This is a genomic window from Corynebacterium sp. MSK218, assembly GCF_030232655.1.
Lineage (GTDB): Bacteria > Actinomycetota > Actinomycetes > Mycobacteriales > Mycobacteriaceae > Corynebacterium.
Genome location: NZ_JASPGN010000001.1, coordinates 250019 through 262561, shown reverse-complemented (window position 1 = coordinate 262561; position 12543 = coordinate 250019). Strand labels below are relative to the sequence as shown.

Annotated in this window: 14 protein-coding genes; 5 read left to right on the top strand and 9 right to left on the bottom strand. The window is 60.7% G+C overall.

Going from position 1 to position 12543, the window contains the following annotated elements; translation table 11 throughout:
- Nucleotides 1-34: 34 nt before the first annotated feature.
- Both pdxT and pdxS read right to left on the bottom strand, forming a co-directional pair.
- Nucleotides 35-742: a pyridoxal 5'-phosphate synthase glutaminase subunit PdxT gene (gene pdxT / locus QP922_RS01330; RefSeq protein WP_284807450.1), complete on the bottom strand. Its 708-nt coding sequence runs from the start codon at nucleotides 740-742 to the stop codon at nucleotides 35-37.
- On the bottom strand, nucleotides 736-1638 hold the full coding sequence (gene pdxS / locus QP922_RS01325; RefSeq protein ID WP_070673606.1) for a pyridoxal 5'-phosphate synthase lyase subunit PdxS: 903 nt from the start codon (nucleotides 1636-1638) through the stop codon (nucleotides 736-738). The genes pdxT and pdxS overlap by 7 nt, the downstream gene beginning before the upstream one ends.
- An 81-nt stretch (nucleotides 1639-1719) precedes the next feature.
- Here pdxS and pdxR point away from each other — a divergent pair, with 81 nt between their 5' ends.
- Nucleotides 1720-3021 (top strand): MocR-like pyridoxine biosynthesis transcription factor PdxR, encoded by a 1302-nt coding sequence (pdxR, locus tag QP922_RS01320; RefSeq protein ID WP_284807449.1) that lies wholly within the window; start codon nucleotides 1720-1722, stop codon nucleotides 3019-3021.
- A 3-nt stretch (nucleotides 3022-3024) separates the two neighbouring features.
- Here the strand turns inward: pdxR and QP922_RS01315 are convergent, their stop codons facing one another.
- From QP922_RS01315 to QP922_RS01305, 3 genes are read right to left on the bottom strand one after another with little or no spacing between them, the layout of a single operon-like run.
- Nucleotides 3025-3657: an anti-sigma factor gene (locus tag QP922_RS01315; RefSeq protein WP_070673602.1), complete on the bottom strand. Its 633-nt coding sequence runs from the start codon at nucleotides 3655-3657 to the stop codon at nucleotides 3025-3027.
- Nucleotides 3657-4262 (bottom strand): sigma-70 family RNA polymerase sigma factor, encoded by a 606-nt coding sequence (locus QP922_RS01310; protein ID WP_448314183.1) that lies wholly within the window; start codon nucleotides 4260-4262, stop codon nucleotides 3657-3659. The genes QP922_RS01315 and QP922_RS01310 overlap by 1 nt, the downstream gene beginning before the upstream one ends.
- 7 nt (nucleotides 4263-4269) lie before the next feature.
- Nucleotides 4270-4470, bottom strand: coding sequence for a hypothetical protein (locus QP922_RS01305; protein WP_284807448.1), 201 nt, complete (start codon nucleotides 4468-4470; stop codon nucleotides 4270-4272).
- Nucleotides 4471-4649: 179 nt separating this feature from the next.
- Between QP922_RS01305 and QP922_RS01300 the strand changes: the two genes are divergently transcribed.
- Both QP922_RS01300 and QP922_RS01295 read left to right on the top strand, forming a co-directional pair.
- On the top strand, nucleotides 4650-6233 hold the full coding sequence (locus QP922_RS01300; protein ID WP_284807447.1) for a redoxin domain-containing protein: 1584 nt from the start codon (nucleotides 4650-4652) through the stop codon (nucleotides 6231-6233).
- 10 nt (nucleotides 6234-6243) lie between these two features.
- Nucleotides 6244-6846 (top strand): MBL fold metallo-hydrolase, encoded by a 603-nt coding sequence (locus tag QP922_RS01295; protein WP_284807446.1) that lies wholly within the window; start codon nucleotides 6244-6246, stop codon nucleotides 6844-6846.
- A gap of 6 nt (nucleotides 6847-6852) precedes the next feature.
- Here the strand turns inward: QP922_RS01295 and QP922_RS01290 are convergent, their stop codons facing one another.
- From QP922_RS01290 to QP922_RS01275, 4 genes are all read right to left on the bottom strand, one after another.
- The gene (locus QP922_RS01290) at nucleotides 6853-7230 is read right to left on the bottom strand and encodes a hypothetical protein (RefSeq protein ID WP_147279311.1); all 378 of its coding nucleotides are present in this window, start codon (nucleotides 7228-7230) and stop codon (nucleotides 6853-6855) included.
- Nucleotides 7231-7329: 99 nt separating this feature from the next.
- Nucleotides 7330-7899 (bottom strand): hypothetical protein, encoded by a 570-nt coding sequence (locus QP922_RS01285; RefSeq protein ID WP_284807444.1) that lies wholly within the window; start codon nucleotides 7897-7899, stop codon nucleotides 7330-7332.
- A 210-nt stretch (nucleotides 7900-8109) separates the two neighbouring features.
- The gene (locus tag QP922_RS01280) at nucleotides 8110-8742 is read right to left on the bottom strand and encodes a response regulator transcription factor (protein WP_284807443.1); all 633 of its coding nucleotides are present in this window, start codon (nucleotides 8740-8742) and stop codon (nucleotides 8110-8112) included.
- Nucleotides 8732-9736, bottom strand: coding sequence for a sensor histidine kinase (locus tag QP922_RS01275; RefSeq protein WP_284807441.1), 1005 nt, complete (start codon nucleotides 9734-9736; stop codon nucleotides 8732-8734). The genes QP922_RS01280 and QP922_RS01275 overlap by 11 nt, the downstream gene beginning before the upstream one ends.
- A 311-nt stretch (nucleotides 9737-10047) precedes the next feature.
- Between QP922_RS01275 and QP922_RS01270 the strand changes: the two genes are divergently transcribed.
- Both QP922_RS01270 and metX read left to right on the top strand, forming a co-directional pair.
- Nucleotides 10048-11367, top strand: a complete 1320-nt coding sequence (locus tag QP922_RS01270; RefSeq protein WP_284807440.1) for an O-acetylhomoserine/O-acetylserine sulfhydrylase — start codon at nucleotides 10048-10050, stop codon at nucleotides 11365-11367.
- Nucleotides 11315-12514: a homoserine O-acetyltransferase MetX gene (gene metX / locus QP922_RS01265; RefSeq protein WP_284807439.1), complete on the top strand. Its 1200-nt coding sequence runs from the start codon at nucleotides 11315-11317 to the stop codon at nucleotides 12512-12514. The genes QP922_RS01270 and metX overlap by 53 nt, the downstream gene beginning before the upstream one ends.
- The last annotated feature ends 29 nt before the right edge of the window (nucleotides 12515-12543 follow it).

Genomic DNA, 12543 nt, shown 5'->3' with positions numbered 1-12543 from the left:
CTTCAATGTAGCCCACATCACTATCAAGCGATAGTTAAACAGCTAAATTAGCTGCCTCCGCCTCGAGCGACGCCAACCACGCGGCATGGAGGCGGGAATCCCCGTTTTCTTCCGGGTGAAAGCTCAGCGCCGTAACGTTGCCCTGCCGCACGCCAACGATTGCGTCGCCACCCGCATCCAGTGAGGATTTCTGTCCATCCACGTCACGGTCCGTGCCTTCTCCCACGGGAGCCAAGAACGGCACGGTCGCGATGACCTCCACCCCTTCGCCCACGCGAGTAACGATGGGCGCACGGATAAAGCTCGCCTCGATATCCATCACCTCATCACCCGCCGCCTCATTGCTGCCGGCGGCGGTGGGCATGACGACCGGGACGATGCGCTCCTCGGAGAAGCGCTGGTTGCCGAAGGCGTTGCGGCGAACGGAGACGTCGATAAGCGCGAGCGTCTGCTGGCCCGGCGCGGGGTTGTCGAGCTCGCGGGCACTGTAGATGAGTCCTGCGCATGTCGCGAGGACCGGCAGCCCATTTTCGACGGCGCGGCGCAGCGGCTCAGCGACGCCAAAAGAGCGCGCCAGCTTGTCAATCGTGCTCGACTCGCCGCCGGGCAGAATGATGCCGTCGAGCCCGTCGAGATCCTGGGGAAGACGTACCCGGCGCGTAGTCACGCCGAGACCTTCCAGCACAGCGATGTGCTCTTCTACGCCGCCCTGCAGCGCGAGGACCCCGACGGTGGTTACCATCCGCGTTCAGCCAGGCGATGCGGCGCGGGGACGTCGTTAACGTTTATGCCCACCATAGCCTCACCCAGGCCGCGGGAAATCTTGGCCAACTCTGCCGGCTGGTCATAGAGGGTCGCCGCCTTGACGATGGCCTCCGCGCGCTTGGCAGGCTCACCGGACTTGAAGATGCCGGAGCCGACGAAGACACCTTCGGCGCCCATCTGGCGGACGAGGGCGGCGTCGGCAGGCGTGGCCACGCCACCGGCGACGAACAGCACGACCGGCAGCTTTCCGGTCTCTGCCACCTCAGCAACCAGGTCGTACGGCGCCTGCAGTTCCTTGGCCGCCACGTAGAGCTCATCGCGGTCCAGGTTCTGAAGGCGCGCGATTTCGCCCTTGATGGTGCGCAGGTGCTTGACGGCCTCGGAGACGTCGCCAGTACCGGCCTCGCCCTTGGAACGGATCATCGCCGCACCCTCGGTGATGCGGCGCAGGGCCTCGCCCAGGTTCGTCGCACCGCACACGAACGGCACGTCAAAGCCCCACTTGTTGATGTGGTTGACGTAATCGGCCGGGCTGAGCACCTCGGACTCATCGATGAAGTCCACGCCCAGCTCGCCCAGAATCTGCGCCTCGACGAAGTGGCCGATGCGGGCCTTCGCCATCACCGGGATGTCGACGGCATTGACGATGCCCTCAATGAGGTCCGGGTCCGACATGCGAGCCACGCCACCTTGGGCACGGATATCAGCCGGCACACGCTCGAGCGCCATGACGGCAGACGCACCCGCGTCCTCTGCGATTCGTGCCTGCTCCGGGGTTACGACATCCATGATGACGCCACCCTTGAGCATGTCAGCCAGTCCACGTTTGACGCGCGTGGTGGCGCGTCCCTGTTCATTCTTCTGTTCAGTCATAGGTCACATCATGGCCCCGAAAAGTGGTCCAAGACAAGAGCCATTTTCCGGGTGTTGAATTAGACCACTTATGATGGGGCCATGCCTCTCCGCCTCGACCCATCTGATACGCGCGCCCTGCCGGTGCAGATTGCCGAAGCCCTCCGCACCCAGGTGGCCGCCGGAATTCTTTTACCCGGCGAGCAGGTTCCCTCCACGCGCGCATTGGCGAGTCAGCTCGGCATTTCCCGAGGCAGCGTGGTCACCGCCTACGAACAGCTCACCGCCGAGGGCTATCTCACCGCGGAAGTTGGTTCGGGTACCGTCATCAACCCGCACCTGCCGCACGGGCGCGCTCCGCAGCCTGCTCCTGCGCCGCGGTCCACCCCCACCCCGCCGCGCGTGGAGTTGACTCCCGGTTTGCCCGATACGGCCGGAATCATCACCCCCGAATGGAGGGCGGCGTGGCGCAAGGCCGCCGTAGACCCATCCGGCGATCTCCCCCGCGAGGTGGCCACTCACCTTCGCCACATGCGTGGGCTGACGGTCGACCCCGCCTATGTTGTCATCACCGCCGGCGCCCGCGACGGGCTGTCGGTGCTGCTGCGCGCGCTGGGCGGCCAGCTTCGCGTGGGCGTGGAATCGCCGGGCTATCCCAGTTTGCGCCGCGTTCCCCAGGCTTTGGGCCACGTGCTTATCGACGTCCCCACCGACACCGAAGGCGTCACCGTCCCCACCGTTGACCTCGACGTTCTCATCGTCACGCCGTCCCATCAGCACCCTTACGGCGGTTCCCTGCCGGCTGCCCGGCGCGCGGAGCTCGTCGAGTGGGCGCGAGACAATAACGTGCTCATCATCGAGGATGACTTCGATTCCGAGTTGCGCTACGTCGGCCAACCGCTTCCAGCGCTGGCGGCGCTCGCCCCGGAGCACACGGTGTTGCTGGGTACTTTTTCCTCGGTGATTTCGCCGTCGATTGCGTGTGGCTACCTCGTGGTGCCGCCGGGCTTGCGCTCGGCGGTGGATCAGGTGCGGGAGGTCTTTGGCCAGCCGGTGGGAGCTATCCCCCAAGCAGCCTTGGCAAACTATCTGGCCAGCGGCGCGCTGCGGCGTCATACCGGCCGAATGCGCCGCGCCTACAAGCGCCGCCGCGACCTCGTCCGCGCCGCGCTGGAGGATACCCCCGCCACCCTCCTGCCCATCCATGGTGGGCTCCATGCGGTGTTGTTGTGTGAGGAGGGCGTCGTCAAGCGCGCGGCCGACTTGGGCCTCACCCTCACCCCACTGCGGGATTACTGGGGTGGTGCGGCCGCCGAGGAAGGTGTGGTGTTGGGTTTTGGGCACCTAAGCGACGTCGAGCTCGCCGCCGCCCTCGAGCTCGTCAAGCAGGCGCTTGCGAACTGAGGCCTAGCCGGCGCTGGCCAAGGTCACGGTGGCGAGGGTACGGCCCGTCGGCTGCGCGCTGCCGCCTACAGGTTCCTCGGTGACCATGACCTTGACCGCCGCGCCGTCGAAAGGCATCCACACCCCATCGTGCGGATCCTGGCCGATGACCCCCGCCGAGGCCATATCACCGTCAGCACTGACTGCCCACACCTGGGCGCCCATGCCGTCGGCGAGCTGCGGCTGGCCATCCACCATCGCGCCGGATTTCGCCATCGACGCCGAAGAAACGATATCCAACTGCGCTCCCGACGCATCGGCGTTGCCCTGCATGAGGTCGTCGGCCCCCATAATGGCGTGCATCGACTTTTCGCCGGGCGATTCGGCCTCTACCTGCGCACTGTCCGCTGCATCGGGTTGCCCCAACTGCAGCAGTTGCGGCGCAGCCACCACGCCCACCACAAGCACCGCCGCGGCAGCTGGCACCGCCACGAAGGCTCGCCAGCGGCGGCGTGGAAGCTCCACAACCTCAGCATCACCAGTGGCGTCGATGTTCTCAAAGACGGCATCTTTCATCCGCGCCGGCGGTTCGACCTCGGGGAGGGAATCGAGGAAGTCATCGAAAGTCTCATCAGAAAACTCATGCGTGTTGCTCATCATCCCTCCTTTCCGAGAATCGCTTTTAGCTTCCTAATGCCGTCGCGCACGCGCGTCTTCGCAGTACCCAGCGGTACTCCCGTTGATTCTGCCAGTTCGGCATGCGTCAAGCCATCGAAAAACGCGAGGGCCACCGCGGTGGAATGCGGTTCCCCGATCTTGTCGATGGCCTGGCGCAGCTGCTGCGCTTCGACGTTTCCGAGGGCTTCATCTTCAAGCGTCTCAGCAAAGGTGGCCTGGGTGAGCATCGCGTCGCGGTCATCGCGTTGTACTGTGGCAACGTGGCTACGCAGCTTATCGACGGCCCTCCCATGCGCCAACCTGCCCACCCACGACCGCGCATTCCCTCTCTGCGGATCGAATTTCACCGCGGAGGTCCACACTTCAACGAAAACGTCTTGGGCGACTTCCTCTGCCAAGGCGGGATTGCGCAGAACGCTCAGGCACACGCTGTAGACGGTGGGCGCGAGGGCGTCGTATAGCGCGCTGAAGGCATGCTTGTCTGCGGCAGCGGTCTGAACCAAAAGGTGGTTCAGCCGTGCATGTTCATCAGGTGACATCGCAGGCACAGGTGTAGAGCTTACCTCCAGCAGCGGGGCGGGCATGGCAGTTTTACTTGCTCATTTCTTCGCTCTTCATCTCTTCGGTCATCTTGTCTTCAGTCATCTTGTCCTCAGTCATCATGGCGTCCGAGCTGGGGGCCATCATCTCAGAGCTGGGCATCATGTCCACCACTTCCTTCTTGTCGTTGCAGGCAACCAGCCCACTGGCGGCAATGGCAAGCGCAGCGGCGGTGGTAACAAGCTTCTTCATTTCGGTGCTCCTTTTCAAGCGTTCGGGCCCGGCCTTTCCGGGGCCCTGTAACTCACCATTCGGAGCCACCCGGGGTTGCGGATTGGACAGATTTAAAAAGAGTTTGTGGCAATCCGTTTATTGCTTGCGCTCCGAACTGGTTGCATACCCACACCGCACTCACAGCGAAGGAGTACAGCATGTTATCAACGCTCTTCATCGGGTTTACCGGTGGTCTGATTACCGGCATTTCGCCCTGCATCCTGCCCGTCTTACCCTTGGTCCTCGCAGTCAGCGGCGGCTCACGGTGGCGGCCATGGCAAGTCGTGGGCGGGTTGGTGACGAGCTTTAGCCTCGTCACGCTGTTTGCCACAGCGTTGCTCAACACGCTTGGCCTGCCCGCCGATATTGTGTGGAAAGTAGGAATCGCGCTGCTGGTCCTCGTGGGCCTAGGAATGGTGTTTCCCCGCGTACAGGACATCCTGGAGTGGCCTTTTCAGAAACTCCCAAAAGCCGGCAGCTTACAGGCCAAAGCCCGCGACAAGGGAGGCTTCGTCGTCGGCCTAGCTATGGGCGTGGTCTTCGTTCCCTGCGCGGGCCCCGTACTCGCCGCAATTTCCGTAGCGGGCGCCACTGGGACTATCGACGCCCACATCCTCGTCCTCTGCCTCTCCTTCGCCCTGGGTGTAGCCATCCCGCTACTCGCGTTCGCTCTCGGCGGCAACGAAGTAGGCAATCGCGTCGATGCTTTCCGCTCCCACCAGCGCGGGGTACGCATCACCGCGGGAATTGTGGTGATCGCCATGGCCGGCGCGATGTCACTCGGCGCACCGGCGTGGCTGCAACAGAAACTCCCCAGCATTAACGTTGACGCCGCCCCAGTTGAGCAAGCCGCCCTCACCGCAGAAGGAACCCCTGTTCCCGAATTTGCGGGGTTAACCGGCTGGTTCAACACGGATGCCCCCATCGATCCGCGCACCTCCGGCAAAGTCACGCTCATTGATTTTTGGGCCTACGCCTGCATCAACTGCCAGCGCAACAACACTCACCTGACCAAGCTGTATGCGCACTACAAGGACTACGGCTTCGACATTATCGGCATCCACGCACCGGAGTACGCCTTCGAGCACGAGGCCGACAACGTGCGCCGAGCGGCCCGCGAACAGGGAATCGAATATCCGGTGGCCCAGGACAACGACTTCGCCACGTGGAAGAACTTTGAGAATCGGTACTGGCCGGCGCACTATGTCGTCGATAAGCACGGCATGCTGCGCCACTCCCACCATGGCGAAGGTGACTACGCCGAGACCGAGCGCCTCATTCGTGAGCTTCTTATCGAGCGCGACCCCTCCGTTAAGCTGCCCGCACCGATTGAGGCCGCCGCAGATACTCACAGCGCGCCGCGCTCGCCAGAGACCTACCTCGGCACCGCTCGCGCGCAATTCTTCGCCCATGCCGATTACCGCAACGGAACCCACCAGTTCGCCCTGGGCAATCCGCTGTTGGAACAGTATTCGCTGGGTGGTACATGGACGCTGGCTGACCAACCTATTACTGCCGGCTCCAACGCACGCCTGCGCCTCAACTATCGCGCCGGCTGGGTACAGCTGGTCACGTCCGGGCGCGGCACAATCCGCCTGCATCGCGCCGATGGTTCGGTTCGCACTTTCGACATCACCGAGGACGGCACGGTGGATCTCGTCCGCGACCCCGAAAACCACACCGAAACCATCGAGCTGGAAGTCAGCGAAGGGCTCTCGCTGTATTCCTTTACTTTTGGCTAGCGTGGGGATCATGAAGATTTCGCTGCATGGACAATCCACAGTGGCCGTCGAGGCGCCCCAGGGCCGCATCGTCATCGATCCCGGCCCCTTCTCCGACTTGAGCTGCCTCGAGGGTGCCGGCGCGGTGCTGCTCACGCACGCGCATGGAGACCACCTCGACGTCGACGCCGTGCGCGCTAGCGACCTGCCGGTGTGGGGAACGCAAGAGGCTATCGACGCTATTGGCTCCGGCACCGTCGTGCATGCGGGTGAGACGTTGACAGTTCTGGGCCTTGAGATTCAGGCTCTGGGCGGCCTCCACGAGGAAATCCACCCGAACATCCCGCGCCCAGAAAACCTAGGTTATTTCTTCGGCGGTGTGCTCCACCCAGGTGATCAGTGGTGTGTCCCTGAGGGACGCACGGTTGAGGTTTTGCTGCTTCCCATCGCCGGGCCCTGGGTGCGCGGGGCGGACGCCGCGGACTACGCCATGCGCATCGGCGCGCGCCTCACGGTGCCGATTCATGACGCTGTGCTTTCCGACGTCGGCAAGCACATCACCGACGGCATGCTCCAACGCGCCGGTGTGACCAGCTATCAGCGCCCCGCGCTCGGCGAAGCTGTTCTAGTGTAACTAAGGTTAGGCTTTCCGGCGGCTGGCTAGTCCGCCGAGAAGCGTGCCGACCAGAGTTCCCGGAAGGTAAATCCCAAACCAATAAAGAACAAAGGCCACCGCATCCAATCCGGTTCCATCGCCCTTGTCAGCCAGCGAATAAATGACGAGCCCTGCTACAACCACTGCCGAAGCAGCGCTGGTCTCCACCATCGAATTTGCTATAGAAGGACGACGCAGCGCCCCCACCCAAGCGGCAATCACCACAAGGAAAAGCGGCACTAGGTATTCCCACCAGGAATCACTCACGGCTTCGGGAGCACATACAATCCACAGGGCAATACCGAGCCCGGCTAAGGCTCCAATCCAGGGGATTCGGAGCGCAAAGTTCTGTGAATTAGCCACAACGAACCATGTCAGCCCGATTACAGCGCATAGTGGCAAAACTCCAAAAAGCAGGCCTAGCATTGTCACACTCCTCTTTACTTCATCGCTCTTAACTTTTTAGCAGCCCGGCCGACAGACTCGGGCTCCCTTAATTGCCAGAATTGCAGCTTCAATATATACGCGATCAGCGCCGCGGTAGCTTCCCTTGACCTTGTTCATCCCGTCAATGAATTGGTTATCACACGCGATCTCTGCTGCCCTCTGATTTCCTGCATTAGCTAGGCATAAATCGTGACGCTTACACACTCCATCCGCACTATTTAGTACGTTCCCTCCAGTCCGGTACTTTCCACACCAGTTCCACCTATCGGCTAGAGAAGCACGGTCTCTGGGCCCGCTACCGTAATCATGCGAGACGATATCGTTGTAATAGATTGCTACTTGAATTGCCTCGATAGATAGCCCATCTTCTTTTGCTCTCTCCACATCGATCAGGGGCATCTCTGCGCCAATCGAATACTTGTAAGGCTCAAGCTCAGCTTCAAAATTGGACTCGTACCCATTGCCATTGACCTGCAGCAGCTGCTCAACGGAAACTTCGTGAGGTCGCTCCTGCGCAACTGCGACTGACTGCTGCATGGCGATCACCCCACTAAACACGACAGCGCCCAAGGCAAGCTTCTTCATTTCAGGATTCCCTTCTTTCGATAACTGACAGGCACAGTATCTGTGGCGCCATTAACTCCCTGCAAGAGTTTTCGTCCTTTCACCGACGAAAGTAGGCAATTCGGCCGAGGGGCTTGATGACCTCCGCCGGAGGAAGAAAAATAGGAAAAGGCCCTAAATCAGAACAAGGGTCCCACCCACTGCCGCTTCGGGACCAAGAATCCCAAACTCTCAGCGCAAAAGTCCAAGAGGGACACCCTGGAGCCGGGCAATAAGTTTGGTTCTCGAGGTCACACCAAAGTGATCGAACAGCACGCGTACCTTTTGTTTAATCGTTGATTCCGCATAGTGAAGCTTTTGAGCAATTTCGGAATTTGAGTGCCCCTCTACTAGTAGCCGTAGAACCCTCTGATCCTCTGGTTTTAATCGTCGAACCATTTTTTGAGTAGTTTGCACTCTCGGTGAGCCAAAACTGTTCGCGAGAACCCGCTGTGCCACATCGGCCTCGATGGTCTTTTTACCCACAGCCGCATTGACAACGCTAGAAACGAAAGCTTCGGGGCCAGCCGTCTTGGGAACATATCCCATTGCCCCAAGTGAATAGCTTTCAAGCAGCGCTTCATCGGTGTCAAAGGAGGTCATTACGACGAACGGAGGCGCCTTCTCGCTCCCGTCTTGAGAGCACATCAATTCAAAGCCATCAGCCCCTGGAAGGCGAAAATCTGTAAGCACAACGTCGTAGGTTGCCTCCCTCAGCTTTTCGGCGGCAGTCTCAGCATCATGGACTGTCTCTACATGTGAAATATCGGGGTGGTTCCAAAAAATCGACTGGAGAAGCGCAGCGAACTTCTTTTCATCTTCCACGATAAGCAGTGATATTCCCATACCCGATTTCACCGCTTTCTTCATGTTCAAGCCGGATCTCACTGACCCATTGATGTGCTTCCCTCTTCACTACCATTGTTCCGCCGTGCGCGCGTACAACCTTCTCGAGATTGTCTAAGCCAATTCCCATCCCACTGACACCCGCAGGGTGCCCCAATGATGAAAGCTCGTTAGAGACAGTTAAAGCATGGGTCGACCGATTCGATTCAAGCCTGAGTGAAACTACGGCTCCCTTTTCGGAATTCCTTATCACGTTAGAGCACAGCTCATCCATTGCTCTGAGAAGAACTGCTTTGTGCACTTCAGAAATTCTCGCGCTACTCTCCAACGACACTGACGGGAACAATCCACATGCTTGCATCTTGTCAGCCCATTCCATCGCCGCGCCTCGAACAGTGCGTCTACGGCCTTTCCCCGCTTGGCTTGCGACATGTGATAATGCCTCAGCAGCCCGTTGAACTTCCTGCATAACAAGATTTAACTGCCCCGAATCACCATGCTGAGCTGCCGCCAATTGCGCACCCAACGTGGCAATGCTTAATGGATTACCCACATTGTCATGCAAGTACTCCCGCAGTGATTCCTCTTGTTCACGCCGGACATCGGTGCTTCGTTTCACCGTTGCCTGCAAGCCAAATCCTAGTACCCATAAGAGCCCAGCAATTCCCATCACTGCTGTTGACGCCGCAAAAGGGGACGTAGAAAATGGTTCTCCTGGATCTGTCCACGCAGGAACAAGAACAAACACCAGCGGAACATATCCAACGAGAAAGATTCCTACAAGCCCTGTTCGCACAAAACCGAGAACAGCTAAGCAACAAATGAACAATGCACTGACCGCGTTCAACGCGTATCCATTGAGCCCTTGAGCATTAAGGATAAGAAACAGAGCAAAAACAATCGCTATGGAAGCACGTGGACGAATACTAGAGATAGCCACCCCCAAGCCCAGCAGCAACCAGAGAAGACTCATTGCACTCCACGCGGCAAGTGCCGCTCCGCAGGACACTATGACTGCCAAGCCGACCACGAACCTATGTATCAGCAACACTCCGCGATCAACAGTAGACACCATAAAGACGCTCCTCCGGTTTTCTAGATTTTATCGCCTACGTGCTTATCCGACCACGAAACTGGAAAAGATCTATCAACTCCGTTGGGGAGCTTCGAACACGATGAGACGATCATCAACCAACCGCTCGGTCTATTTTTATTCTTACGCCCGCCTGCGGTTTTTGACGAGACACTTACAGTTATGAACCGCTTGGTCTACCGTTGCCGCACATGAGCACCAAATACGATAATTCCGCAGTAGGCGAGTGGTCTTTTGCCACCCGCGCCCTTCACGCCGGCCAGAACCTGGACGGCTCCACCAACGCACGCAACGTGCCGATTTACCAGACCACGTCTTATGTCTTCAACGACGCCGAACATGCCGCTAATCGCTTTAACCTCTCGGACGCCGGCCCGATTTATACCCGCCTGACCAACCCCACGCAGGATGCGTTGGAGGCCCGGTTGGCGTCGCTCGAAGGCGGCGTCGCCGCCGTGGCTTTCGCCTCCGGCCAGGCCGCCGAGACCGCGGCAATATTGAATCTCGCTTCCGCCGGCGACCACATCGTCACCTCCCCGCGCCTCTACGGCGGCACGTCCACGCTGTTTACCGTGACGCTGAAGCGCCTGGGCATCGACGTCACCCTCGTCGAGAACCCCGATGACCCAGCCTCCTGGCAGGACGCCGTCCAGCCGAACACGAAGGCCTTGTACGGCGAGACCTTCGGCAATCCGGTCGCCGATGTCCTCGACATCCCCGCCATCGCCGAGGTAGCGCACAACAACCAGGTCCCGCTCATCGTGGACAACACCATCGCTACCGGCGCACTGGCCCGCCCGCTGGAGTTGGGCGCGGACATCGTCGTGGTTTCCACCACGAAGTTCTACACCGGCAACGGTTCCGCCATCGGCGGTGCCATCATCGACGGCGGCTCCTTCGACTGGACCGTCGAGCGCGACGGCGACCCCGTCTTCCCTTACTTCGTCACCCCGGACGAGGCTTACCACGGCCTCAAGTACGCTGACCTGGGCGCTCCCGCCTTCGCTATCAAGGCGCGCGCGGGCCTGCTGCGCGATACGGGTGCCGCCATTTCGCCCTTCAATGCGTGGCTGACGCTGAATGGTATTGAGACGTTGCAGTTGCGCGTCGATAAGCACAATGCCAACGCCCAGGCCGTGGCCGAGTACCTGGAGTCCCACGCCAAGGTCACGAAGGTCAACTACGCCGGCCTGGAATCCTCGCCGTACAAGGCCACCAAGGAGAAGCTGGGGTACGCCTACACCGGCTCCGTGCTCTCCTTCGACATCGACGGCGGCCGCGAGGAGGCATGGGCGTTCATCGATGCGCTGAAACTGCACTCCAACCTGGCCAACATCGGCGATACCCGCTCGCTGGTGGTGCATCCGGCCACTACCACGCACTCCCAGTCCGACGAAGCTGCGCTCCAGGCCGCGGGTATTACCCAGGCCACGGTGCGCCTGTCGGTGGGCATCGAGGATGTCAACGACATCATCGCCGACCTCGAGCGTGGGTTCGCGGCCATTGGCTAACCCGATTCCGGAACTCGCGCCCGAAGGCGAGCTCGCCCACGTCCCCATCGGCGACTTCACCACCGAAGCAGGCGCCGTGCTTGCCGACGCCTCCCTGGCCTACCAACGCTGGGGAGCCTTCGCCGGCGACCCGGACGGGGTTAACAACGTCCTGCTCGTCGAGCACGCATTGACCGGAGACTCCAACGTAGCCGACTGGTGGTCCGACTTGGTCGGCCCCGGCAAGGCCCTGGACACCACGCGCTGGTGCGTCATCGCGACCAATGCGCTGGGCGGCTGCAATGGCTCCACCGGGCCGAGCAGCCTGCACCCGGATGGCCAGCCGTGGGGAGGGCGCTTCCCGGCGCTGTCCATTCGGGACTTGGTGGAGGCCGAGTACGCGTGCCTGCAAGAGCTCGGCATTTCCCACGTCCATGCGGTCATCGGTGGCTCGATGGGAGGAGCGCGCACGCTGGAATGGAGCCTCATGCACCCAGACAGTGTGTCTGCGGTGTGCGTGATTGCGGTGTCGGCCCGGGCGTCCGGCTGGCAGATTGGCATCCAATCGGCGCAGATTTCCGCCATCGAGCGCGACCCTTTCTGGCATGGTGGCAATTACTACCACACGGATAAAACCCCGTGCGATGGTTTGGCAGCCGCGCGCCGCATTGCGCACCTGACGTATCGCGGTGAGCAGGAAATCGATGAGCGCTTTGGCGCGTCCGCGCAGCAGGGCGAAAACCCCTTGGGCCCGCACCGCCGGCTCAATCAGCGTTTTGCGGTGAACTCCTACCTGGATTACCAGGGGAAAAAGCTCACGGAACGGTTTGATGCTGGTTCCTATGTCACGCTGACGGAGGCGCTCAACCGCCATGACGTCGGCCGCGGGCGCGGCGGGCTCATCAAGGCCTTGGCCGCCTCCCAAGTGCCGACCATGGTCGTGGGCGTAGACACGGACATCCTTTATCCCTATCACCAGCAGGAGCACATCTCCCGCAACGTCAACCAGCTGCTAGCCATGGCCAAAATTGTCTCCCCCGTGGGCCACGATGCCTTCCTCACCGAAACCCGGCAGATGAACCGCATCCTGCGCAACTTCCTGTTGCTGTCAGCGCCGAATGGCCTTGATGTGGGACCGGCCTACGTGGGCGACGAGTATTTCATTTAAGAAGCCGTGTGGTTCTTTCCAGGAGCCAA

Excerpts from the sequence above, each read along its gene's own strand:
- QP922_RS01305 (WP_284807448.1), bottom strand. The coding sequence starts at position 4,470 with ATGAAGAAGCTTGTTACCACCGCCGCTGCGCTTGCCATTGCCGCCAGT.
- pdxS (WP_070673606.1), bottom strand. The coding sequence starts at position 1,638 with ATGACTGAACAGAAGAATGAACAGGGACGCGCCACCACGCGCGTCAAA.
- pdxT (WP_284807450.1), bottom strand. The coding sequence starts at position 742 with ATGGTAACCACCGTCGGGGTCCTCGCGCTGCAGGGCGGCGTAGAAGAG.
- QP922_RS01270 (WP_284807440.1), top strand. The coding sequence starts at position 10,048 with ATGAGCACCAAATACGATAATTCCGCAGTAGGCGAGTGGTCTTTTGCC.
- QP922_RS01285 (WP_284807444.1), bottom strand. The coding sequence starts at position 7,899 with ATGAAGAAGCTTGCCTTGGGCGCTGTCGTGTTTAGTGGGGTGATCGCC.
- pdxR (WP_284807449.1), top strand. The coding sequence starts at position 1,720 with ATGCCTCTCCGCCTCGACCCATCTGATACGCGCGCCCTGCCGGTGCAG.
- QP922_RS01275 (WP_284807441.1), bottom strand. The coding sequence starts at position 9,736 with ATGAGTCTTCTCTGGTTGCTGCTGGGCTTGGGGGTGGCTATCTCTAGT.
- QP922_RS01300 (WP_284807447.1), top strand. The coding sequence starts at position 4,650 with ATGTTATCAACGCTCTTCATCGGGTTTACCGGTGGTCTGATTACCGGC.
- QP922_RS01310 (WP_448314183.1), bottom strand. The coding sequence starts at position 4,262 with ATGCCCGCCCCGCTGCTGGAGGTAAGCTCTACACCTGTGCCTGCGATG.
- QP922_RS01315 (WP_070673602.1), bottom strand. The coding sequence starts at position 3,657 with ATGAGCAACACGCATGAGTTTTCTGATGAGACTTTCGATGACTTCCTC.
- metX (WP_284807439.1), top strand. The coding sequence starts at position 11,315 with ATGTCAACGACATCATCGCCGACCTCGAGCGTGGGTTCGCGGCCATTG.
- QP922_RS01295 (WP_284807446.1), top strand. The coding sequence starts at position 6,244 with ATGAAGATTTCGCTGCATGGACAATCCACAGTGGCCGTCGAGGCGCCC.